Raw genomic sequence first — 22,398 nt, 5'->3', positions numbered from 1 at the left:
TGGCGAGAGAATGGGCGGGATCGACCCGCCCATTGCGCTGGGTTCAGGCCTGGGGCTGCTGAACCTGCATCCCGCCGGCCGGAGACACGCCTTCCAGCGTGCCGTAGTCGTCCTGGAAGTGCATCAGGACGCCGCCGAACAGCGTGTCGAAGGTTTCCTGGGGCATCTCGGCCAGGGTGGGGTAGAAGCCCACGTATTCCAGCCAGACGTTGCCGTCGGCGTCAATGCTGCGCGCGAAGGCCCGCTCGCGGTTGCGGTCGTTGAGCATGTTCACGACCTCGTTGCGGCGGCCGTTGTACTGCTTCTGGGTCACGCAGGTGATCTCCAGGCGGCTGGTGTTGTTCGGGCCGTCGTTCACGCTGACCAGCACGGCCGCGTCGCCCATCTCGAAGCGCCAGCCCATGCGGATGAACCGCTGGCCGTTGTTGTCTTCCATGTCCAGCTGGACTTCCTTCTCTTTCAGGTACTTCGCCAGCGTATCCAGCGTCAGGAGTGCCGTGTCCATCGTCATTTAAACCATCCTCCTCGGTGGGGTGATACACATCAGGTTGAAGCTGTGTGTGGATTGAAACCCGGAAGATTCTAACACCGCCCGCTCCCGGCCCCCTTGACCGGCATCTTCACGTTCACGTGGGCCGACCTTCAGGGCCTGGACAGGATGACCACCGTCACGGGGGCCACGCCCTCGCCGATGATCCCCAGCTGGGCCGCCGCCGCTTCGGACAGGTCGATGATCCTCGACGGCATCCCGAACGGCCCCCGGTCGTTGATCAGCACGTCCACGCTCCGGCCGGTCACGCGGTGGGTCACCCGAACCCACGTGCCCCTGGGAAGCGTCAGGTGCGCGGCAGTCATGGTCGTCCTCGGGTCGGGACGGCCGGGGTAATACACGGCCTGCCCGACCTGCCCCGGGAACTGTGTGGATGCTCCTGACGGCTGAGCGGCTGGCGTACCTGTACCCTCCCTGTCCGGCAGCAAGATCACTTCATTCAGCCGCAACGTCGAGTCCGGGCGGGGATTCAGGTCGAGCAGCGCCTGCACGGTCGTGCCGTTTGCTCGGGCGAGCGACCACAGCGTGTCGCCCGGCTGAACCCGGTAGACCCGGGCGGCACCCGCTGTCCCGAGTAAGGCGGCGCCGATCAGGGCGGCGGCCCGACTCCAGCCCCACATGGTCACAGAACCTCTTTCTCCGACTGGCTCAGCACCTCATGGCCCGTCTCGGTAACCAGCACCAGATCCTCGATCCTCACGCCGCCGACCTCGGGGATATACACGCCGGGTTCGATGGTGATGACCATGCCCGGTTCCAGCACGTCCTCACTCGTGCCCCGCAGGCCCGGCCCCTCGTGGACGTCCAGCCCGACTCCATGCCCCAGCGAGTGCGCGAAGTACACGCCGAGGCCGTGTCCGGTCAGCAGGTCGCGGGCCAGATGGTCGAGGTCGGCGGCGCGCACGCCCGGCCCGACGGCGGCCACCGCCGCTTCCTCGGCCTCCAGCACCGCGCGGTAGAGGCGGCGCAACTCGGCGGACGGATCGCCTACGGCCACCGTTCTCGTCATGTCGCTGTGGTACCCGTTCACCTGCGCGCCCATGTCCACCGTGACGAGTTCGTTGTGCCCGATGACCCGCGAGGAGGCCACGCCGTGTGGCTTGGCTCCGTTCGGCCCGCTCGCCACGATGATCTCGAAGGCGCTCTGGGCGCCAGCGCGGCGCATGGCGAGTTCCAGTTCCAGCGCGATTTCCAGCTCGGTCACGCCGGGGCGGATCAGGGGCCGCACCTGCGTGAAGGCGGCGTCCGCGATCCGCTGCGCTTCCCGGATGGCGTCCAGCTCGCGCTCGTCCTTGCGAAGCCGGAAGCCCTGCACGAGACCGCGCACGGGCACCAGCGTCGAATCCGGCCAGTGATCCCGCAGGTCGTCCAGCAGGACCACCGTCAGGTGATCGGCCTCGAAGCCCACGCGAAGGCCTTTGAGTGCCGGGGCGGCGTGCAGGTAGGTGTCGGGCGGCCGGGCGATGAACTGCGGCACGCTCGACTCGCCCGCCGCCTGCACCGTGTACCGCGCATCCGTGTAGAGCGTGGCTCCATCCGGCGTCACGAGCACCTTGCCGTCCTTGCCCGACGTGAAGCCCGTGATGGCCCGCACGTTGGAAGGATCGCTGATCCACAGGGCATCCACCCCGGCGCGGCGCAGTGCGCCCTGCAACTCGTCCAGTGTTGTCATTGCACGCAACGGTAACACGCCACCCCATTCACCGTCCTGACCGGGCGCACCGACCGCACAGGGCAGGGGAGACGCCGCAGGCGTCTGTTCCCGGTACAGGGACAAGCGGGGGCCAGCAATGCGCGACCCGCTTATACTCATTCTTCGGGAAAGTACAGCAGTGGTCGCGCGGCGACCCTCACCCCAAGGAGGCATCAGGCGTGAAACTTCACGAGTATCAGGGCAAGGATATCCTGCGTCAGTTCGGCGTGAACGTCCAGGACGGCAAGGTCGCGCGGACGCCCGACGAGGTGCGCTCCATTGCGCGCGAGTACGGCCAGCCGGTCGTGGTCAAGGCCCAGGTGCACGTGGGCGGCCGGGGCAAGGCGGGCGGCGTGAAATTCAGCCCCACCGAGGACAAGGCCTTCGAGAACGGCGAGAAGATCCTCGGCATGGACATCAAGGGCCTCACCGTGAACAAGGTGCTGGTCACGCGCGCCGTGGATATCGACGCGGGCACCGAGTACTACGTCGGCATGATCGTGGACCGTAACGTGCAGAGCTTCACCCTGATGGCCTCCGCCGAGGGCGGCATGGAGATCGAGGAAGTCGCCGCCGCCACCCCCGAGAAGATCATCCGCCACCGCGTCGACCCAGTCACGGGCCTGCGTCCCTACGAGGCGCGCGACGTGGCCATCAAGGCCGGGTTCAAGGGCAACCTGAACAAGATCGCGGACATGATGGTCAAGATGAGCGAGGCCGCCTTCGCGCGCGACGCGGTGCTCGTCGAAATCAACCCGCTGTTCGTCGGGCCGGACGGCGTGCCGGTCGCGCTCGACACCAAGTTCGAGGTCGACGACAACGCCATGTACCGGCACAAGGATCTGGCCGACTGGCGGGAGCTGGAAGCCGAACACCCGCTGGAGATCGAGGCGAGCAAGTACGGGTTCGCGTACGTGAAACTCGACGGCAACGTGGGCGTGCTGGGCAACGGTGCGGGCATCGTCATGACCTCGCTGGACGTCGTAAACCGCGCAGGGGCGAAACCCGCCAACTTCCTCGACATCGGCGGTGGCGCCAAGGCGGAGATCGTCTACAACGCCATCAAGCTGGTCAGCAAGGACAGCGACGTCAAGGCGATCTTCATCAACATCTTCGGCGGTATCACCCGCGCCGACGAGGTGGCCAAGGGCGTCATCCAGGCCCTGAAGGACGGTATCCTGACCAAGCCCGTGCGCATGCGCATCGCGGGTACGGCCGAGGACGAGGCCAAGGCGCTGCTCGCCGAAGTGAACAGCCCCCTGATCCAGATGTACGCGACCATGTTCGAGGCGGCCGACGAAGCGGCCAAGGAAGCCAACGCCGTCAGCCAGGGGAGCAAGTAATGGGCATTCTCGTCGACAAGAACAGCAAGGTCATCGTGCAGGGCATGACCGGCCGTGAGGGCGCCAGCCACTCGCGCGCCATGAAGGAATTCGGCACGCAGGTCGTCGCGGGCGTCACGCCGGGCAAGGGCGGCATGGATTTCGAGGGCTGGCCGATCTTCAACTCGGTCGCCGAGGCGAAGGCCGCGACCGGCGCGAATGTGTCGATCATCTTCGTGCCCCCGGCGGGCGCGGCCGATGCCGTGCTGGAAGCGGCCCACGCGGGCATTCCCCTGGTCATCCTGATCACCGAGGGTGTGCCGACCATCGACATGATGCGCGCCGTGCAGGAAGTCCGGTCGTTGGACGAGCACAGCCGCGCCCACGGCGGCGAGGGCGTGCGCCTGATCGGGGGCAATTGCCCTGGCCTGGTCACGAACGGCGAGGCGAAGGTCGGCATCATGCCGAACAAGATCTACGCCAAGCCGGGCCGGATCGGCCTGATCAGCCGCAGCGGCACCCTGACGTACGAGGCCGCGAAGCTGCTGAACGATGCGGGCATGGGCACCAGCACCACCGTCGGTATCGGCGGCGACCCGGTGATCGGCACGACCTTCGCGGACGTGCTGCCCCTGTTCGAGGCTGACCCCGACACCGACGCGGTTGTCGTGATCGGTGAGATCGGTGGTGCGGACGAGGAAGCCGCCGCCGAGTACATCAAGTCCAGCATGAAGAAGCCCGTCGTGGCCTTCATCAGCGGCCGCAGCGCGCCCAAGGGCAAACGCATGGGCCACGCGGGCGCAATCATCATGGGCGATGTGGGCACTCCCGAGAGCAAGCTCGCGGCGTTCCAGGCCGCTAACGTTCCGGTCGCGGACACCATGCCGGAAATCATCGACCTGGTGAAAAAAGCACTCGGCCAATAAGCGGTTCGAATGAAGCGGGGGAGCGTGGCCAGGGGGCCTCGTTCCCCCGCTTCATGTGCGCCGTGAAAAGGCTAAGACAGGCGCCCGCATCACAAGCGCGTCAGCTGCCTGCGTAGACTGAAGCTATGAAGCCCTCCCACTCCCTGCCCGTCCTGCTTGCCCTGGCCGCCGGTCACGGTGCAGCCCTGACCGTGGCGGGCACGGCCGATGGCGTGGGCCCAGACACCCGCATCGGGGGCTTCGTGGTGACTCCGTACGGGCAGCCCTTACAGGAGTTCGTGAGTGTGCCGGTGCAGAATGGCCGCTTTCAGTTGCAGGTGCCCGAGACGGTGCCGCCTGCCCGCGCCCAGGTCAGCCTCACGCCGCAGAACATCTCCTGGCCCGGCGTGATCGACCCGGTCACCGTGAGCACCCCCGTTCAGGCGGCTGAACTCAAGTTCTTCGCCTACCGCGATCAGAATGCCAACGGTCACTACGATGACGGGGAGACCATGCGGGAGGTGCCACCCTCCGCGGGCAACGCGACGCTGTTCGTCACCTGGGTTAGTGGAGACGTCTTGGTGACGGCCAACCGGGGATACCAGGCGTCCCTAAAACGTGGCTGGAACGCGTTCCTGATCGACGTCGGACGAGGTGTGACCGTGCGAGCCTTCACCGGCGACCAGCCGGTGACGATCCGAATGCGTCGCTGAGGTAAGCCATTTCGGGCATCACTGAATGCCAGAAACAATTTCGTTGTCTGAAGGATAATCTCAATAACTGGATATGATGGGACTGTGACCCCTCTGTTGCTTAGGCTCACAACTAAGGAATTACGTGTTCCCAATTGTGCGTCCGTATGCCGCAAGATATTGGGGCACGATCCGATGCGGATGGAAGCGTGTCAGTGCGGCTTCTCGTGCCGCGCGGCCCATGGTGGTGTACATGTCCCGATCCCGCAGGATCCGCAGGGCACCGTGCGCCATGCCGTCCACGTCTCCGACCGGGCAGAGGACGCCCGTCAGCCCGTCGTCGACGACCTCCGGAATTCCACCAGCCCGCGCTGCGACGACCGGAACCTCACAGCTCATGGCTTCCAACGCGGCCAGACCGAAACTCTCCTTGGAGCTTGGCAGGAGGAAGAGGTCGCTGATCCCGAGCACCGTCTCGACATCGGGGAAGGAGCCCAGGAAGTGCGTGCGGCCAATCACGCCGAGCTGTCGGGCGAGTTCGAAGGCCCGCGGCCGATCAGGGCCGTCTCCGACCATCAGCAGACGGGCGGGCATCTCACTGGCCACTCGCGCAAAGACCTCCACCACGTCCTCGGTGCGTTTGACCGGTCGGAAGTTGCTGACGTGAACCAGCAGCGCCTCGTCCGGATGAGCGAAGCGGGCGCGAACGGCCGGATCGGTAATCCGGGTGAAGCGGTCGCCGTCAACGAAGTTGTGAATGACCTCGATTTCACGGTCGACGCCAAAGACCTCGCGCGTCTGGTCGGCCAGGAATGTCGAGACGGCAGTGACATGGTTGCTGCGTTCGATCGCGTGCCGGGTCGTATGCCGGAAGGCGGGTTCCGCGCCGACGAGCGTGACGTCAGTTCCGTGAAGAGTGGTCATCACCCGCGACCGGCCGGTGATGGCCTTGGCATGGATGGCTGCGGTAGCATGTGGAATCGCGTAGTGCGCATGCGACAGCTGGATGTCATGTTCGAGGATGACTTCCGTGAGGGTGTTCGCGGCGGCCAGTTCCGGGTACGGCTGCTCAAAGAGGGCGTAGGCGAAGGAACTTACTTGGTGGAAATATGGGCCGCGCATGCCGCCGTGGCCGGACAGCCGGAACGGTTGTGCAGTGCCCACGAAATGCACCTCGTGACCCGCCCGGGCGACCATCAGCCCAAGTTCCGTGGCCACCACGCCGGAACCTCCGGCACTGGCGTGACACAGGACGGCGACCTTCACAGTCCATTCCAGGTCGGAGCTGACTGATGACTCCCGATGTGGGTGATGAGAACGTGCATGGGTGCGGAGTATAGCGGTCGAACTGCCGGTATTTCGTCAGCCTGTGCCCACTCTGTCATTCTGGGCTGCTTGCTCATTCATGAAGATCCATCCATGAAGAACAGGAAAATCTCACCGACAGATCAGGATCTACACATCACACTTTCCTTGTGATCGCCATCCTCACGGACTCGACCTGTGACCTGCCGCCGGAACACGCTCGTCAGCTCGGCATCCATATCGTGCCCCTGACGGTCAACCTGCGGGAACGCAGCCTGTTCGACTGGCAAGACGTCGATCCCGATGCGGTGTATGACCACATGAAAACCGGCGGAATGGCCACCACGGCTCCCGTCGAGACCGAGGTATTCACGGCGAAGTACCATGAATTGCTCCGCACGCACGATGAGGTCGTGTCCATCCACCTCTCCGGCAAGCTGTCCGATACAGTTGCACGGGCCCGGCAGGCGGCACAGGACATGGACGGCGGACACCGCATTCACGTGATCGACAGCGGCCTGGCCTCCACGCCGCTGGCCGAGGCTGTGATGGCGGCCCAGCACAGCGTGAACGCGGGCGGCCGGCCCACCGACGTGACCGAGGCCGTGGAGCGGGTGCGCCGCACGATGTCGGCCGAGTTCAGTGTTCCCTCGCTGGAATACCTGCGCCGTGGGGGCCGGATCGGCCGGGCGCAGGAGTTCATGGCGAACATGCTGGGCGTGCGGCCCATCCTTCAGTTCAGCGATGGCGAACTCAAGGCCGTGCGCCGCATCAAGGCCGATGAGGCGCATCACGACATGCTGGAAAAACTCCGGGAACGCTTCGGGCATGAGGCGATCAGCGTCACAATCGCCCACGCTGGGCGCGACACGGGCCGCATCTCCGCCCTGCGAACGGCCGTCACCTCCAGCGGCCTGAATGTCCGCAAGGGCCGCGTCCAGCTGATCGGCCCGGTCATCGGCGCGCACGTCGGACCGGGCACTTTCGGGTTCATGGCCTGCCCGGTGGGATAACGGCCCGACCGGAACTCCGCCTACGCTTCGCTGACTGATCCGTCGCGTTCCACCCGTTCCAGGTACGCAGCGCCACCCTCGACTTCGGCGCGGTGGCCGTCGGCCGTTCCGAATACCAGCGTCTCGGCCAGCGTTTCCGACATCAGGTACTCCTGCCACGCCTCGGCTGCGGCGAGGGCGTCACCGGTCACGTCGAGGTGCAGGGTGATGCGATCCGAGACCTGGAAGCCCGCCTGCTTGCGGCCCTCCTGCACGCCGCGCACGAGATCGCGGGCGAGGCCTTCCAGCTCCAGTTCGCGCGTCAGGGTGGTGTCGAAGGCCACCAGGTAGCCGGCTTCCTCCATGGCGGCGTATCCGTCCGGTGACTTCGCGTCCACGAGCACCTCGTCCGACCCGAGTTCGAACCGCTCGCCGGTGGGGGCCACGACCTCGAAGAACTTCCCGTCCCTCACGGCGCGGGCGACCTCGCTGGCATCGGCGGCCAGAAGGGCGGCTCGCACCTGTGGCACGGCCTTCCCAAACTTCTTGCCCAGCAGCGGCAGATTCGGACGCAACTGATAGCTCACGAGATCCGCGTACTGATCGAGGAGTTCGACGTCCTTGACGTTCAGCTCTTCCTTGATCTGATCCGTGAAGCGTCCGAGCGCCGCCGTCTGCTCCACCGTGCGGGCCCTCAGCATGACCTTAGGCAACGGCTGCCGCTGCCGCAGGCCTGTCTGCCCCCGCACCGCGCGGCCCAGGCTCACCACCCGCAACACCGCGTCCATTTCACCCACCAGCGTGGAGGCACCCAGCGTCTCGTCGACGACTGGCCACGACCCGAGATGGACACTTTCCGGCGCGTCGGGCGTCACCGACCTCACCAGATTCTGGTACAGCGTCTCGGCCAGGAACGGCGTGAACGGAGCGGTGAGCTGCGTGACCGTGATGAGCGCGTAGTGGAGGGTCGCGTAGGCGCTCACGTCCACCCGGCCGTCGCCCGTCCAGAAGCGGCGGCGGTTGCGGCGCACGTACCAGTTGCTGAGATCCTCGACCACGAACTCCTGAAGAGCGCGGCTGGACGCGGTGGGATCGTAGACGTTCAGGGCGTCGGTGACCGTCGTGATCAGCGCCTGCACCTTCGCGAGCAGCCAGCGGTCGACCTCCGGCCGCTCCTCGACCGGCGGGGCCGCCTGCAGATCCGGCCTGTCCAGGTTCGCGTACAGCACAAAGAACGCGTAGGTGTTCCAGAGCGTCAGGAAGTACGACCGGAACGACTCCCCGATGGTGTTCAGCCCCACCCGACGGGACAGTTCGGGCGGCGCGGACACGTACGTGTACCAGCGCGCGGCGTCCGCGCCGTACAGGTCGAACACTTCCCAGGGGTTCAGGACGTTGCCCTTGGACTTGCTCATCTTCTGGCCCTTCTCGTCCAGGAAGTGCCCGGCGCAGATCACGGACTTGAAGGCCACCGAGTCGAAGACCATGGTGCCGATCTGGTGCAGCGAGTTGAACCACCCGCGCGTCTGGTCGATGGCCTCTGCGATGTAATCGGCGGGGAAGCCGCCCCGCTCGAAGACCTCCCGGTTCTCGAAGGGGTAATGGTGCTGCGCGAAGGGCATCGACCCCGAGTCGTACCACACGTCCATTACGTACGGGACGCGCCGGAAGGTCTTGCCGCCCTGCTCGAAGGTCACGTCGTCCACGAAGGGCCGGTGCGGATCGAAGTCCGGGCCGGCGATATCAGACCGCCCGCTCAGTTCCGCCAGCTCCGCGAAGGAACCGATCACGCGGTACTCGCCGTCCTCGGCCTCCCACACGGGCAGCGGCGTGCCCCAGTAGCGGTTGCGGCTCAGGTTCCAGTCGATCAGGTTCTCCAGCCACCCGCCGTAGCGTCCGTTCTTGATGTGCGCCGGGTGCCAGTCGATGGTCTGGTTCAGTTCGATCAGGCGGCCCTTGAGGCGCGTGTTGTTCAGGTACCAGCTCTCGGTCGCGTAGTACATCAGTGGCGTGCCGCAGCGCCAGCAGTGCGGGTACGAGTGCACGAAGTTCTTCTCGCGCCACATGACCCCGCGCGCGCGCAGATCCCGGACGATGTCGCTGTTCGCATCGCGGAAGAACACGCCCTGCCAGGGGCCGAAGCGGTGCTTGCCGGTCTCGTCCACGCCCACGATCACCGGCAGGCCGTAGTTCCGGGCCAGCCGCATGTCGTCCTCCCCGAAAGCCGGCGCCGTGTGCACGATGCCGGTGCCGTCCGAATCCGAGACGTAGGTGTCCAGGCCGCTGATCCACACCGTCTTTCCCTCACCTTCGGCGTCATAGGCCTCAGTGAAGGGTGGCTCGTACGCCACGCGCTCCAGCTCGGTGCCCCGGAACGCCTTCACGACCTCGGCGGCCTCGCCCAGCACCTCGGTCAGCAGCGACCGCGCCAGGATCAGCGTCCGGCCGTCCTTGTCCTTCGCGGCCACGTACTCGAAGTCCGGGTGCAGGGCCACACCCACGTTGTAGGGCAGCGTCCAGGGCGTCGTCGTCCACACGAGGAATGCTGCTCCTGCCTCCAGGCCCAGGGCAGCCGGGTCACGCAGGGTGAAGGTCACGTAGATGCTCGGATCCTGGATGTCCTTGTAGCCGTCGCTGACCTCGGCGTTCGACAGGGTCGTGCCGTCCTTCGGGCAGTACGGGGCCACCCGGAAGCCCTTGTACAGCAGGCCCTTGGTGTCCAGCTCCTTGACGCTCCACCACACGCTCTCGATGTAGTTCGGGTGCAGCGTCATGTACGGTTCGTCCAGGTTCACCCAGTACGCCATGCGCTCCGTGAAGCGCCGCCACTCCTGCTCGTACTCGAACACCGTCTCGCGGCACTGCGCGTTGAACTTATCGATGCCGTACGCCTCGACCTCACGCTTGGAGTTCAGGCCCAGCTTCTTCTCCACGGCGATCTCGACCGGCAGGCCGTGCGTATCCCAGCCGGCCTTGCGCGCCACGTAGTACCCCTGCATGGTCTTGAACCGGGGAAAGAGGTCCTTCAGGGATCGGCTCTCCACGTGGTGGATCCCGGGCATCCCGTTCGCGGTAGGAGGCCCCTCGTAGAAGGTGTAAGGGGTGCCGTCCGCCGTCTGCTCCAGCGACCGCTGGAAGATCTGCTTCTCCTGCCACCAGCGCAGCAGCGCCTCCTCCAGGCGGGGAAAGCTGGGATTGGACTCGACGGGCCGGAACATCTGGGTGTTATCTGAAGTGGTCATGCTTCTCCTTGACTCGGGGCCAGGTGGGGGAGGGCTGGTTCACGGTGCGCATAGGGTGCGGTTCGGCTCCGCCCGCGAGAACGAAAAACGACGCGCCTCAGCATGTGCTGGGACGCGTCGCCGGTCATGGCTGTGCGTGGTACCACCCAACTTCGCCCGTTCATGGTGTGCCGGGCCTCGTTGCAGGGCCCTCTGTCGCGGGGCGTACGGGCGGGTCTACTGCGCTGGCCCGGTCATCCGGGGGCGGTTCTTCCGTCGGCGCGGGAGGTGATCTTCGGTATCGGGCGGCTGGCTCCGGGCTTCCACCGTCCCCGGTTCGCTGCTGCTGCTCGGCCCGTCCTACTGTCCTCACGGTCGCCTGTGCTGTCATTCACCTCCGTGAGTGGAGGTTGCCGTATGTTAGGCCCGCTGGCACGGGCGGTCAATGACCGGCGGATGCCTGAGCGGGACGCGGATCCATCCCCTCTGTAACGGCCATGCACACGGAGCCCCTCTGGCGGTTTATGCTTGGAACATTAGGCCCCGTCATGCTTCACTGTTCGCTACCAGTGGTTCAGGGTACGGACGGGTTCGTCCGTCCCTTGCGCCTACTCAGGAGACCATCATGGATCGTTCCTCGCACTCGCACCATCCCTGTCGGAGGGCCAGTTCCCTGCCCTGCACGCGGCTCCAGCTGGAGGCGAACGCACTGTGAACGACACGGCACCGCCCACCCTTCCCTTCCATGAACTGCAACAGAAGATCCTGCCGGAACTGCACCTGATCGCGGCCGGCTACGGCATCGAGAACTACCGCAAGCTGAAGAAGGACGCCCTGGCCCTGGCGATCATGCAGCACCAGGCCGATGCCGAGAACCAGCTGCTGGCGCAGGGCTACCTGGAAGTCAGCCCGGACGGGTACGGATTCCTCCAGGCAGATTTGCTCGACCAGCATTCGCGCTCGGTGCTGGTCACGGCAGGCGTCATCAAGCAGTACCACCTGCGCACCGGGGACGCCGTGATCGGCCGGGCCCGCAAGGCGCGCGAGAATGAACGCTACGGCTCGCTGATCCAGGTGGAGGCCGTGAACGGGCTCGATCCCGAGGCGGCCCGCAAGCGCCCCAAGTTCGACGACCTGACCCCGACCTTCCCGGAAGCCCAGCTGGTGCTCGAAGATCCGGCGATGGGCGACGGCCTCAGCCTGCGCGTGGTGGACCTGCTGGTGCCCATCGGCCGGGGGCAGCGTGCGCTGATCGTCGCGCCGCCGAAGGCCGGGAAGACGACCCTGCTGAAGAACATCGCCAACTCCATCACCAAGAACTACCCCGACGTGACCGTCATGGTGCTGCTGGTCGACGAACGCCCCGAGGAAGTCACGGACTTCCGCGAGAGCGTGCAGGGCGCGCAGGTGGTGGCCAGCACCTTCGACGAGCCCCCGCAGCATCATGTGCGCGTCGCGGAGTTCGTGCACGAACGCGCCCGCCGGATCGTCGAGGAGGGCGGGCACGTCGTCATCCTGCTGGACTCCATCACGCGCCTCGCGCGGGCCAACAACCTGGTCACGCCCCCGACTGGCCGTACCCTCTCCGGCGGTCTGGACTCCAACGCGCTGCACTGGCCCAAGCGCTTCCTGGGGGCCGCGCGCAACATCCGGGAGGGCGGCAGCCTGACCATCCTCGCCACGGCCCTGGTCGAAACAGGCAGCCGCATGGACGACGTGATCTTCGAGGAGTTCAAGGGCACCGGCAACGCGGAACTCGTGTTGTCCCGCCGTCTGGAGGAACGCCGCATCTTCCCAGCGCTCGACATCCTGAAGTCCGGGACACGCCGCGAGGAGCTGCTGCTCCAGCCGGAAGTACTGAAGAAGATGTGGCTGCTGCGTAAAGTGATCAGCGACATGGATCCGGCCGACGCGATGGAAATGCTGCTCTCGCGGATGGGCAAGACCCGCAACAACGTCGAATTCCTGCAAGGTCTCGCGGGCGGCTGAGTTTCCGCCCTTACTCCCGGAGTTGCACTTGTTCCGTTCTCCTCAGTTGTCCCCCCGCACTCTGGCCCTCGTGGCCGCCCTGCTCATCCCGGCTGCGGCCGCCCAGTCCTCCCAGGAACAATCGCTGGCCGGACTGCGTGTGCCGCTCCATCTGGAAGATCCAGGCCAACTGGTGCAGGCTGCGCCGGACGTGACGCTTGCGCCGCTCCAGTCCGAGCGGCTGTTGACCGTGGTCATTCCGTCGAAGGAATCCGCCATCCAGGTGGGTCGCCGCTACGGCATGGATCAGACCGGCGTGCGCCTGCTGCCGGTGGCGGCCGGTGCCCATGCCCGACTGGCTCAGCTGAAACTCGTGACGCCTGAGGCCGCCCGGGTGCCGCTTTATCCCGAATCTGTCCGGAAGTACCGGGTGCGGGCCGGCGATACGCTGGCCGGCATCGCCGGGAGCTTTGGCCTCAAGATCGTGGATCTGCTGGGCGTGAACCTGGATCGCAGTAGCCTCGACCTCGTGCATATCGGCGAGGTGCTTAATATTCCGACCCGCGAGCGGGGCGTGCTGGTGCGTATCAAGCCGGGGCAGTCCGCGCTGTCGTTGATCGCCGGTTACGGTGCAGATCTCGCCGAGACCGCCCGTGCCAATGGCGTGCTGCCCACCGACATGAGGGTCGGGGATCAGCTGCTCCTGCCGGGCGTGCAGGCGGTCGGCTTCCAGCAGCAGTTGCTTGCTCAGCGGGAAGCGGAGAAGCGCGCGGCGGTCGCCTACGCGCAGCAGCTGAAGTTCGAACGGTTCCTTGCGTGGAAGCAGGAGCAGCTCCAGCAGAAGCAGCAGGAGGCCGCGGCGAGACAGGAGCAGTACGACCGGTACCTGGCCTGGCAGAAATCGGCGGAACGGCAGGCCAAGATCAAGGCCTACGAGCAGCAGGTTCAGTTTGAGGCCGCGCAGGCAGCCGCCCGGCAGCGGGCGAGGGACGAGGCCAGAGTGGCTGCCGCCCGCCCGGCCGCTGCGCCACGCGCCACCGAAGCGCGGGCCGTGGTCCAGCGCGCTTCGACGGGCGCCCTCGGGCTCGCGTGGCCCATGCGCTCGTACCGGATCACCAGCCGGTTCGGGGATCGCGATATCGCCTTCCACCGCGAGGTATTCCACGGGGGTGTGGATCTTGCCGCTCCTTATGGCTCCCCGATCTACGCCGCCCTGGACGGCGAGGTGACCAAGAGCGGGTACGGCGATTTCGGCCTGAACGTGTTCATGGTCAGCGGCAACAGCACCATCATCTACGGTCACATGAGCCGCGCGGCGGTCGTCGTGGGCCAGCGGGTGTCACAGGGTCAGCTCCTCGGGTACGTAGGCTGTTCCGGGATCTGTACGGGGCCGCACCTGCATTTCGAGGTGCGCCTGGGTGGCCAGCCGGTCGACCCGCTCGCCCTACTGCCATGACGTCCGAGCCTGAGGCCACGGGACTCCGTCTGCTCGTTGTGGACGATGAGGAGCAGATTCTGGAACTGCTGGATCTGACCCTGACCATGCAGGGATACCAGGTGTGTACCGCGTCGGGTGGGCCACAGGCGCTGGCCGTGCTCGAATGTCAGAGTGTGGACGTGATCATCATGGACGTCCTCATGACACCGTGGGACGGGTTCGAGACGGTGCGGCAGCTTCAAAGCACCGTTCATCCGTTGCCTCCGATCGTGTTCCTGTCCGGCTTGAACCGTCCTGACAGCATGCCGGAGTTTGGAAGCGACGTCGTGGTGGATTACCTGCTCAAACCCTTCCGGCCATCTGAATTGATGGTGGTGATCGACCGCACCTGGGCTACGCGCAGGCAGACCTCCCAAGAAGACTGACCCCATAGAGTCCTGACTCTGACCCTACCGATGGGGTCAGGGTATGCGTATGGTGGGGGCATGAGCGACGCCACCACTGGAACTCCCCAACTGAAGCAGGGCTTTGCCGAGATGTTCAAGGGCGGCGTCATCATGGACGTCGTCACGGCCGATCAGGCTCGGATCGCCGAGGCCGCCGGCGCGACCGCTGTCATGGCGCTGGAGCGGGTACCTGCCGATATCCGCCAGGATGGGGGCGTCGCCCGCATGAGCGACCCCAAGATGATCAAGGAAATCATCGCGGCCGTGACCATTCCCGTGATGGCCAAGGTGCGGATCGGTCACATCGTCGAGGCCCAGATCCTGCAGGCCCTCGGCGTGGATTTCATCGATGAATCTGAAGTGCTCACGCCGGCCGACGAGCAGTTCCACATCCTGAAGTCGGAGTTCAAGGTGCCTTTCGTGTGCGGCGCGAAGAACCTCGGAGAGGCCCTGCGCCGGGTGGGGGAAGGCGCCAGCATGATCCGCACCAAGGGGGAAGCCGGCACCGGCAATGTGGTCGAGGCCGTCCGGCATGCCCGCGCGGTGTTGGGTGACATCCGCACTGTTCAGGCCCGGCCTGCCGAGGAACTCATGACCGTCGCCCGCGACCTGCAGGCCCCCTATGAACTCGTGCGGTATGTGCACGCGCACGGGAAGTTGCCCGTGGTGAACTTCGCGGCGGGCGGAGTCGCCACGCCGGCCGACGCGGCACTGATGATGGTGCTGGGCCTCGACGGCGTCTTTGTCGGCAGCGGCATCTTCAAGAGCGACAATCCGGAACGCCGGGCACAGGCGATCGTCAAGGCCGTGACACACTTTCAGAATCCGGACGTGCTCGCCGAGATCAGCGAGGATCTGGGCGCACCGATGACCGGGATCAACATCGATGAGCTGATTCCCACTGAGCGTCTTGCCAGCCGTGGCTGGTAGATGAGAGAGCAGCCCAGGGTAGGCGTTCTGGCTCTCCAGGGCGCCTTCCGTGAGCACCGTCGTCATTTTGAGGCCCTCGGAGCGAGCGTCCGCGAGGTGCGCCTACCGGGCGATCTGGAGGGCCTGCAAGGTCTGGTGCTGCCTGGAGGGGAGAGCACGACCATGGGTCGCCTGCTCGACAGCTTCGACCTGTGGAAGCCAATTCGCGAGCTGCATTTCTCGGGCGGCGTGCTGTGGGGCACCTGTGCCGGAGCAATCCTGCTGGCCACCGACATCCTCGGCGCTCCACCGCAGGATGGCGGGCGGCAGCGCAGCTTCGGTCTATTGGACGTGACGGTGCAGCGCAATGCGTTTGGGCGGCAGGTGGATTCCTTTACCACCCAACTTGATGTGAAGGGATTTGACGCTCCCCTCGAGGCCGTGTTTATCCGCGCTCCAGCCTTCGTCCGGGTGGGGTCACAGGTCGAGGTGCTCGCCTCGATTGCCGGTCAGGCCGTGCTAGTACAGCAAGATCGGGTCCTGGGTAGTGCTTTCCACCCTGAGCTGACTGAGGATAGGCACCTGCACAGGCGTTTTCTCGAGTTGGTCAATCAAGGGGCATTAGCCGGTAGAGAAAAAATACGATAGCCAACAAAAATCTCACGAGCCGGTATAATCGTGAATACTTTCACTTACTCTGTCTTCATTACCTCTGTACCAATATGCCTCTCCCAGCTGGGGCGCACGGCACCCGTTTCTCGAACGGCATAGTGTAGGCGCTGTGGAGTTGACGAATTTCGAACTTGATGGGGCAAGACTCCACATCACCACCCAGGGAGCGGGGCCGTCATTGGTTCTCGTTCATGGCCTGAGTGGTTCCGGGAAATGGTGGCAGCACAATACCCCTGTGTTTGCCCAGAACTACCGTGTCCATGTCGTTGACCTTGTCGGGTATGGACGTGCCCGCCGCCAGATGGCACTCGGCGTACGAGCGGCCGCCCGCTTGATTGCCGCGTGGCTGGAGCACGCTGGTCTGGAGCACGTCACGCTCATCGGCCATTCGATGGGAGGGCATATCAGCCTGCACGTTGCCGCGTTGGCGCCCCAGCGGGTGAGTCGGCTGGTGCTGGCCTCCGCCAGCGGGCTGCTCCGGCGGCGATTCCGGCAGTCCATGCTGGCGCTCCCGCGTGCCCTGGTGGTGGGACGCAAGCGGTTCCTCCCCCAGATTCTGGGCGACGCCTGGCGGGCCGGACCGCGCAACCTCCTGATCAGCAGCCGCGATCTGCTGCGTGACAGCGTGCAGGATGTCCTGCCGGCGATCACTGTTCCCACTCTGGTCATCTGGGGCGCACGGGATGCCCTCGTGCCACTCACCATTGGGGAACTGCTGGTCGGAACCCTCCAGAATGCCCGTCTGGAAGTGATCGCCGGTGCCGGGCACGTGGTCATGGTGGATGCCGCGACCACGTTCAACCGGCTGGTGCTCGAGTTCCTGGCTGAATCCAGCGGTTCGATTGGTCGGCCCCGTTGAAGGCGAAATCTGTGTTCGTGGACGTCCATGGCCTGAAGACCCACGCGATCGTCCGGGGACAGGGGAGACCACTGGTACTGGTTCCCGGCCTCGGGTGTGCCTCCTGGATGTATAACCGTGTGTCCAATGAACTCGCCAGATCGCACCGGGTCTATACCTATGATCCGCCCGGCCACGGCTACAGCGAGGGCACGCAGCAGTTTCCAGCGTGCATCGAGGATCTCACGGATCATCTGGCAGCCTGGCTCGTGGTCTCAGGTCTGACTGGCACGGCCGTATTCGGGCATTCGCTTGGCGGCGAGGTCGTGTTCGATCTGGCCGCACGGTATCCGGGTCTGGCCTCGGCCCTGGTCGCCTGCGCCCCAACAGGAATTCCTGAGAATCCCAGCGTGCCCATGCAGCTCCTTCGCCTGTGCCGCGATCTTCCGCGAGAACGTCTGGGGCTGTTGATTCCGGGGTTGCGGGCTTACCGGCACTGTGGGGTTCGGCGCATGCTGCTGTTGGCCAACGATCAGTCGTACCACGACACAGGGCCCTTGCTGGCAAAGGTCAGCATACCGACTCTGTTGCTGGACGGCCTGAACGATCCGGTCATCCGGTCGTGGACAGTTCAGGAGATCCAGATGGCCATTCCAGATGCGGTGGTTCGGCAGATCAGGGGTGGCACCCACGCTCTGACCGATTCTCATCCGAGAGCTGTGGCGCGATTCACGATAGATTTCCTGAAAAACCTACCATAGGAGATCAAACATTCACGATCCGGTTTAATCGTGAATACTTTCACTTATTAGGTAATCGGTAATCGGAGAGGCCTTACGGCCCCTTCCATTACATCAGTCTGTTTCAATCAAATGCAGGCCAATGTCCGCGAGCTGGCTTCGTTCGACAGGGGAGGGAGCCTCTGCCATTAGGTCGACGCCACGGTTGTTCTTCGGGAAGGCGATCACTTCGCGGATGCTGGACGCACCCGTCATGACCATGATCAGGCGGTCGAATCCCCAGGCAATGCCACCGTGCGGCGGCGTTCCATACGTCAGGGCATCAAGGAAGAACCCGAATTTCTCCTGCGCCTGCTGCGGCGTAAACCCAATCGCCTGGAACATCTGGCCCTGCACCACGGGGTCGTGAATGCGGATACTGCCACCGCCCACCTCGAATCCGTTCAGCACCAGGTCATAGGCCTGGGCGCGGATCTCGCCCTGACGCTCGGTGCCGAAGAGGGCCACGTCATCGGGGTGCGGCGCGGTGAAGGGGTGATGCATGTACGTCCAAGTGTTGCTGTCCTCGTCGAACTCCAGTTGAGGAAAATCTGTGACCCACGACACGTGGTAGGCGGAGCCGGTGGCCGCGAGGTCGAACAGGTCGCGGAGGGCCAGGCGAACAGCCCCGAGGGCAGAGACAGCCGTCTTCCAGGGGCCGGCGCTAAACAGCAGCGTGCCTCCTTCAGGTACACCTGTCGCGGTCATGAGGGCATCTGCCTGCTCACTCACGAACTTGCTGATTCCACCCGTGAACGCCATGCCGTCGCGCTTGAGCCACGCCAGACCACGCGCTCCGTTCTGTTTCGCCACGCGTTCCAGTTCGTCGATCTGCTTGCGGGTCAGTTCCGGCGCCACGAGTGCCTTCACGCAGGGAGCGTCCGCAAAGGCCTTGAACTCGCCGCCACGGAACAGGTCGGTCACATCGTGGAAGACCAGGTCAAACCGCAGATCCGGTTTGTCCGACCCGTACTGATCCATCGCGTCGTGGTAAGTCATGCGTGGGAAGGGGAGAGACAGCTCTACGCCCAGGGTCTCGCGGAAAACGTGCGCCATGAGCCGCTCGTTCAGCTCCAGCACGTCCTCCTGGTCAACGAATGACAGTTCCATATCGAGTTGCGTGAAATCCGGCTGCCGGTCTGCCCGCAGGTCCTCGTCCCGGAAACAGCGGGCGAGCTGGTAGTACCGATCCATTCCGGAGATCATCAGCAGCTGCTTGAACAGCTGCGGCGACTGCGGCAGCGCGTAGAACTCGCCAGGATTCAGGCGGCTGGGCACCAGGAAATCCCGCGCACCTTCCGGCGTGGATTTCGTGAGCATGGGCGTCTCGACCTGCACGAACCCCTCGCCCGCCAGAAACGACGTGATGGCTGCCACAGCCGCCGAGCGCAGCAGCAGGTGACGCTGCATTTCCGGACGGCGCAGATCCAGGTAGCGGTACTTCAGGCGAATATCCTCGGCCACGCTGTCGCCCCTGTCCAGCTCGAAGGGCGGCGTCTTCGCGGTGTTCAGTACCCGAACCCGGCCAGCGATGACCTCGTAATCGGCGCTGCCACCCTTGCGCTGCGCCTCCGGACGCGCCTGATACACGCCCTCGATCTCGGCGACATACTCGGCCCGCAGTTGATCCGCCTGCGCGAAGGCCAGAGAGTCCGGTTCCACCTGCACCTGCACGAGCCCGCTGCGGTCACGGAGTTCCAGGAAGATCAGGCCGCCCAGGTCACGCCGGCGGTTCACCCAGCCCTGCAGGGTCACAGTCTGCCCAGCATGCGTGGGCGTGAGCTGGCCGATGTAAGCGGTGCGTTTCATGCATTCTCCTGCGCGACGGCCGAGTTGGGCGCCACGGCTGAACCGGTGTGTTCAAGCTGCTCCGAGAGGAAGGCGTTCAGTTCGTGGGTCGCGACGGTCGTCTGAACGCCCGTGGCAAGGTTCTTGATGCTCAGTACGTTCTGCTGTGCCTCGTCTGAGCCGATCAGGGCGACGAGCCGCACCCCGCGCCTCTCCGCATCCCGGAAGGCATTCCCCGGTTTCACGGCACGGTAGGCGAACTCGGCCCGCGCCACACGCCGGGCCGTTATGGCCACAGTCGCCGCGTGACCCACAAACTCATCGTCCAGCGCCACCACATACAACAGCGGCCCGCCCAGCCCTGGAATGTCCAGCCCCTCGGCTTCCATGGCCAGGAGCAGCCGCTCGATACCGAAGGCCCAGCCGATCCCCGGTACCAGCGGCCCGCCCAGCTGCTCAGCCAGACCGTCATAGCGCCCTCCGCCACCCAGCGCCGACTTCGCGCCAACGCCCTCGTGGTGCAGTTCCCAGGCCGTCCGGCGGTAGTAGTCCAGGCCGCGCACGATGCTCGGGTCGACGTCATACGCCACGTCCCAGGCGTCCAGGTACTTCTGCACGGCCTGAAAGTGCTCACGCGCGTCGTTACCGAGGAAGTCCAGCATGGGCTTCACGCCCAGTTCCGCGATCAACACCTGATCCCCGGCACTCTTGGAATCGAGAATCCGCATGGGATTGCGTTCCAGCCGATCCTTCGAGTCGTCCGACAACCGCTCGACGTGCGTGCCGAACAGGTCGCGCAGGTAGGCGTTGTAAGTGTCCCGGTCAGCGGGGTCACCGATACTTCCCAGTTTTACGCGCACGCCGGTCAGGCCCAGGGCCTTCACCACCTCCACCATCAGCAAGATCGCCTCGGCATCCACCAGCGGATCGGTGCTGCCGAGCACCTCGTAATCCACCTGATGGAACTGTCTCAGGCGGCCCTTCTGGACGTTTTCCGCACGGAACATCGGGCCGTGCGTCCAGAGTTTCAAGGGCGCGGGAAGCTGCTTGAGACCGTTCTGGAGGTACGCGCGGACGATGCCGGCCGTGCCCTCTGGGCGCAGGATGAAGCCGCCGTGATCCCCGAAGTAATAGACGGTGAACATCTCCTTGCGGACGATGTCCGTGCTGCCCCCCACGCCGCGCTTAACGAGGTCTGCTTCCTCGAAGACCGGGGTGGTGATGAACTGCGCTCCAGCCCGTGTGAGAACCTGCCGGGCTGTGTCCTGCACATGCTGAAAGGCGGCTGCCCGCGTATCGAGACTGAGTTTCGGACTGCCATCCGGCAGGTGGTCCTGAGTACCCTTGGGCCGCTGAATCGCCATAACCAAAGGAGTGTACCGCGCAGGCCAGGGCGGCCGTCCGTGGGGCGCGGCAGGGGAGAGGGCGGCCCGACTTGCGCCGTGGCCGCCCTCCGGAAGGGAGTGAGCCGGTTACTGGCTGACGCTGTACGGCAGGCCTGTGGACTGCTTGCCGCCGACCTCGACGAACAGCCAGCTTCCCCCCACGGGTGCGTCGGAGGGAATCGTCAGCACGATCTCGGTATCCGTCCAGGAGACGACGGCCGACGCTGGGAAGACGAAGCCGCCCTGACCGGTCTCGTTCGCGCCAAGACGAACCTTTCCGATGCCGGGGCCGCCCAGGAACCGGCCCTGGATGGTCACTTTCCCGCCCCTGGCTCCTGCTTCTGAGACCTTCACGAGCATGGGGGTGACCGTCACCATCTGCTCGGCGGTCTGGGTCTGCTGGCGTGGCGCACAGGATGCGAGCACCCCGGCGAACAGTAAAGGAGCAACAAAGAAACGCAGCATAGCAACAGCCTCCACCGGCAGTCTAATGACCTTTGACATGACCGGTCAAACGCCCCCCCCCACCGCCGGAAGTTCGGCCACCCCAGCAGCACCTCAGGTCGCCATTCCTGCCATGACCGGAAAGCGGATTCTCGTGATCTTCAACCCCAAGAGCGGGAACGGCGACAGCGGTCTCCCCGAGTTCAACCGGCTTCTCCGCGAGGCCGGAGCAGACCTGACAGAACGGGAACTGACCCCAGACAAACCCATGAGTGAGTACGTGCAGGACATCGAATCCTTCCATGCGGTCGTGGCGGCCGGTGGTGACGGCACGGTCAGTTCCGTGTCGTACGCCAGCCGGTACAAGAACGTTCCTCTGCTGGCCTATCCGGCCGGAACGGCGAACCTGATCGCACAGAACCTCGATCTGCCAACCACACCGCGCGAACTCGCGCTGGTGGTGGCGACCGGTCACTCGGTTCGTGTGGATCTCGGCGAGGTCGAGGTGCGCGACGAGAAGAAGGGCTTCGCCATGCTCACCGGCGCCGGGGCCGACGCCGCCATGATCCGGGACAGCGAGGAACTCAAGGACAAGTTCGGCGCGCTCGCATATGTCATGAGCGCCATGAAGCAGCTCAACCCGAAGAAGACCACCTTCACGCTCACCATCGACGGCCAGCACCGCGAGTTCGAGGGCATCGGCGTGATGGTCGCGAATTTTGGTATGGCCAACTTCCGGCTGCCCATCACCACCGACATCAGTCCGAGCGACGGTCGCTTCACGGTGATCCTCATGCAGGCGGGCAACCTCCTGCGCCTGGTGCCGAACATCATCGATTCCGTACGGTCGAAACTGAACCTCGGCGATCCGCTGTTCAAGGGCAATCTGGAAACCCTCGAGGCCAAGGAAGTGACGGTTCATTCCGCCGAACCGTTCCCGCTCCAGTACGACGGCGAACTGCACGAGGAAACCACGCCGTTCACCGCCCGGATTCTTCCTGGAGCTGTCCGGTACCTGACGCCGAGCACGGTGGAACAGCTCACCACCTGA

20 protein-coding genes are annotated in these 22,398 nt (G+C 65.0%); 12 read left to right on the top strand and 8 right to left on the bottom strand.

Translation table 11 applies throughout. The features are described from left to right. Positions 1 to 43: 43 nt before the first annotated feature. From E7T09_RS03835 to E7T09_RS03825, 3 genes are all read right to left on the bottom strand, one after another. Entirely contained in the window at positions 44 to 511 is a 468-nt protein-coding gene (locus E7T09_RS03835) for a YbjN domain-containing protein (RefSeq protein WP_136387786.1), read from the bottom strand. 131 nt (positions 512 to 642) lie between these two features. Beyond that, positions 643 to 1,170, bottom strand: coding sequence for an RlpA-like double-psi beta-barrel domain-containing protein (locus E7T09_RS22510; protein ID WP_136388468.1), 528 nt, complete (start codon positions 1,168 to 1,170; stop codon positions 643 to 645). Positions 1,171 to 1,172: 2 nt separating this feature from the next. Next, positions 1,173 to 2,222, bottom strand: a complete 1,050-nt coding sequence (locus tag E7T09_RS03825) for a Xaa-Pro peptidase family protein (RefSeq protein ID WP_136387785.1) — start codon at positions 2,220 to 2,222, stop codon at positions 1,173 to 1,175. A gap of 200 nt (positions 2,223 to 2,422) precedes the next feature. Here E7T09_RS03825 and sucC point away from each other — a divergent pair, with 200 nt between their 5' ends. The 3 genes from sucC to E7T09_RS03810 all read left to right on the top strand — a co-directional run bounded on the left by sucC (position 2,423) and on the right by E7T09_RS03810 (position 5,183). Further along, entirely contained in the window at positions 2,423 to 3,586 is a 1,164-nt protein-coding gene (gene sucC / locus E7T09_RS03820) for an ADP-forming succinate--CoA ligase subunit beta (protein WP_136387784.1), read from the top strand. Beyond that, positions 3,586 to 4,491 carry a succinate--CoA ligase subunit alpha gene (gene sucD, locus E7T09_RS03815; protein ID WP_136387783.1) on the top strand — a complete coding sequence of 302 codons (906 nt, stop codon included), beginning with the start codon at positions 3,586 to 3,588 and terminating at the stop codon, positions 4,489 to 4,491. The genes sucC and sucD overlap by 1 nt, the downstream gene beginning before the upstream one ends. 125 nt (positions 4,492 to 4,616) lie before the next feature. Then, complete coding sequence (locus tag E7T09_RS03810) at positions 4,617 to 5,183, top strand: hypothetical protein (RefSeq protein ID WP_136387782.1); 567 nt, start codon at positions 4,617 to 4,619, stop codon at positions 5,181 to 5,183. A gap of 120 nt (positions 5,184 to 5,303) precedes the next feature. Here E7T09_RS03810 and bshA read toward each other — a convergent pair whose 3' ends face one another. Then, the gene (gene bshA, locus E7T09_RS03805; RefSeq protein ID WP_168734682.1) at positions 5,304 to 6,428 is read right to left on the bottom strand and encodes an N-acetyl-alpha-D-glucosaminyl L-malate synthase BshA; all 1,125 of its coding nucleotides are present in this window, start codon (positions 6,426 to 6,428) and stop codon (positions 5,304 to 5,306) included. 209 nt (positions 6,429 to 6,637) lie between these two features. Here bshA and E7T09_RS03800 point away from each other — a divergent pair, with 209 nt between their 5' ends. Further along, on the top strand, positions 6,638 to 7,480 hold the full coding sequence (locus tag E7T09_RS03800) for a DegV family protein (RefSeq protein WP_136387780.1): 843 nt from the start codon (positions 6,638 to 6,640) through the stop codon (positions 7,478 to 7,480). 20 nt (positions 7,481 to 7,500) lie between these two features. On the opposite strand, the gene ileS is transcribed toward E7T09_RS03800, so the two are convergent. Continuing rightward, entirely contained in the window at positions 7,501 to 10,701 is a 3,201-nt protein-coding gene (gene ileS / locus E7T09_RS03795) for an isoleucine--tRNA ligase (RefSeq protein WP_136387779.1), read from the bottom strand. Positions 10,702 to 11,391: 690 nt separating this feature from the next. Between ileS and rho the strand changes: the two genes are divergently transcribed. From rho to E7T09_RS03760, 7 genes are all read left to right on the top strand, one after another. Beyond that, positions 11,392 to 12,669, top strand: coding sequence for a transcription termination factor Rho (rho, locus tag E7T09_RS03790; protein ID WP_168734681.1), 1,278 nt, complete (start codon positions 11,392 to 11,394; stop codon positions 12,667 to 12,669). A gap of 28 nt (positions 12,670 to 12,697) precedes the next feature. Then, positions 12,698 to 14,104, top strand: coding sequence for a M23 family metallopeptidase (locus E7T09_RS03785; RefSeq protein WP_136387777.1), 1,407 nt, complete (start codon positions 12,698 to 12,700; stop codon positions 14,102 to 14,104). Beyond that, positions 14,101 to 14,511 (top strand): two-component system response regulator, encoded by a 411-nt coding sequence (locus tag E7T09_RS03780; protein ID WP_136387776.1) that lies wholly within the window; start codon positions 14,101 to 14,103, stop codon positions 14,509 to 14,511. Before E7T09_RS03785 ends, E7T09_RS03780 begins: the two co-directional genes overlap by 4 nt. A gap of 60 nt (positions 14,512 to 14,571) precedes the next feature. After that, on the top strand, positions 14,572 to 15,462 hold the full coding sequence (pdxS, locus tag E7T09_RS03775; RefSeq protein ID WP_168734680.1) for a pyridoxal 5'-phosphate synthase lyase subunit PdxS: 891 nt from the start codon (positions 14,572 to 14,574) through the stop codon (positions 15,460 to 15,462). After that, positions 15,463 to 16,089, top strand: a complete 627-nt coding sequence (pdxT, locus tag E7T09_RS03770; RefSeq protein ID WP_136387774.1) for a pyridoxal 5'-phosphate synthase glutaminase subunit PdxT — start codon at positions 15,463 to 15,465, stop codon at positions 16,087 to 16,089. 133 nt (positions 16,090 to 16,222) lie between these two features. Further along, entirely contained in the window at positions 16,223 to 16,972 is a 750-nt protein-coding gene (locus E7T09_RS03765) for an alpha/beta fold hydrolase (RefSeq protein WP_136387773.1), read from the top strand. Between the two features lie 11 nt (positions 16,973 to 16,983). Continuing rightward, complete coding sequence (locus E7T09_RS03760; protein ID WP_240741599.1) at positions 16,984 to 17,712, top strand: alpha/beta fold hydrolase; 729 nt, start codon at positions 16,984 to 16,986, stop codon at positions 17,710 to 17,712. A 93-nt stretch (positions 17,713 to 17,805) separates the two neighbouring features. On the opposite strand, the gene aspS is transcribed toward E7T09_RS03760, so the two are convergent. The 3 genes from aspS to E7T09_RS03745 form a co-directional block, all read right to left on the bottom strand. Beyond that, positions 17,806 to 19,539 carry an aspartate--tRNA ligase gene (gene aspS, locus E7T09_RS03755; RefSeq protein WP_136387771.1) on the bottom strand — a complete coding sequence of 578 codons (1,734 nt, stop codon included), beginning with the start codon at positions 19,537 to 19,539 and terminating at the stop codon, positions 17,806 to 17,808. After that, positions 19,536 to 20,882, bottom strand: coding sequence for a histidine--tRNA ligase (gene hisS / locus E7T09_RS03750; protein WP_136387770.1), 1,347 nt, complete (start codon positions 20,880 to 20,882; stop codon positions 19,536 to 19,538). Before hisS ends, aspS begins: the two co-directional genes overlap by 4 nt. Positions 20,883 to 20,990: 108 nt before the next feature. Beyond that, positions 20,991 to 21,368, bottom strand: coding sequence for an IPT/TIG domain-containing protein (locus E7T09_RS03745; RefSeq protein WP_136387769.1), 378 nt, complete (start codon positions 21,366 to 21,368; stop codon positions 20,991 to 20,993). A gap of 37 nt (positions 21,369 to 21,405) precedes the next feature. On the opposite strand from E7T09_RS03745, the gene E7T09_RS03740 reads away from it, so the two are divergent. Then, positions 21,406 to 22,398 (top strand): diacylglycerol kinase family protein, encoded by a 993-nt coding sequence (locus E7T09_RS03740; protein ID WP_370293682.1) that lies wholly within the window; start codon positions 21,406 to 21,408, stop codon positions 22,396 to 22,398.

The sequence above is a fragment of the Deinococcus sp. KSM4-11 genome (assembly GCF_004801415.1).
Classification (GTDB): Bacteria; Deinococcota; Deinococci; order Deinococcales; family Deinococcaceae; genus Deinococcus.
The sequence above is the reverse complement of the archived record's forward strand: the minus strand, read 5'-3'. Positions and strand labels throughout refer to the sequence as shown.

Coding starts and splice junctions, on each gene's coding strand:
- E7T09_RS03835 (WP_136387786.1), bottom strand. CDS start 511: ATGACGATGGACACGGCACTCCTGACGCTGGATACGCTGGCGAAGTAC.
- E7T09_RS22510 (WP_136388468.1), bottom strand. CDS start 1,170: ATGTGGGGCTGGAGTCGGGCCGCCGCCCTGATCGGCGCCGCCTTACTC.
- E7T09_RS03825 (WP_136387785.1), bottom strand. CDS start 2,222: ATGACAACACTGGACGAGTTGCAGGGCGCACTGCGCCGCGCCGGGGTG.
- sucD (WP_136387783.1), top strand. CDS start 3,586: ATGGGCATTCTCGTCGACAAGAACAGCAAGGTCATCGTGCAGGGCATG.
- E7T09_RS03810 (WP_136387782.1), top strand. CDS start 4,617: ATGAAGCCCTCCCACTCCCTGCCCGTCCTGCTTGCCCTGGCCGCCGGT.
- ileS (WP_136387779.1), bottom strand. CDS start 10,701: ATGACCACTTCAGATAACACCCAGATGTTCCGGCCCGTCGAGTCCAAT.
- E7T09_RS03780 (WP_136387776.1), top strand. CDS start 14,101: ATGACGTCCGAGCCTGAGGCCACGGGACTCCGTCTGCTCGTTGTGGAC.
- pdxS (WP_168734680.1), top strand. CDS start 14,572: ATGAGCGACGCCACCACTGGAACTCCCCAACTGAAGCAGGGCTTTGCC.
- pdxT (WP_136387774.1), top strand. CDS start 15,463: ATGAGAGAGCAGCCCAGGGTAGGCGTTCTGGCTCTCCAGGGCGCCTTC.
- aspS (WP_136387771.1), bottom strand. CDS start 19,539: ATGAAACGCACCGCTTACATCGGCCAGCTCACGCCCACGCATGCTGGG.
- hisS (WP_136387770.1), bottom strand. CDS start 20,882: ATGGCGATTCAGCGGCCCAAGGGTACTCAGGACCACCTGCCGGATGGC.
- E7T09_RS03745 (WP_136387769.1), bottom strand. CDS start 21,368: ATGCTGCGTTTCTTTGTTGCTCCTTTACTGTTCGCCGGGGTGCTCGCA.
- E7T09_RS03740 (WP_370293682.1), top strand. CDS start 21,406: ATGACCGGTCAAACGCCCCCCCCCACCGCCGGAAGTTCGGCCACCCCA.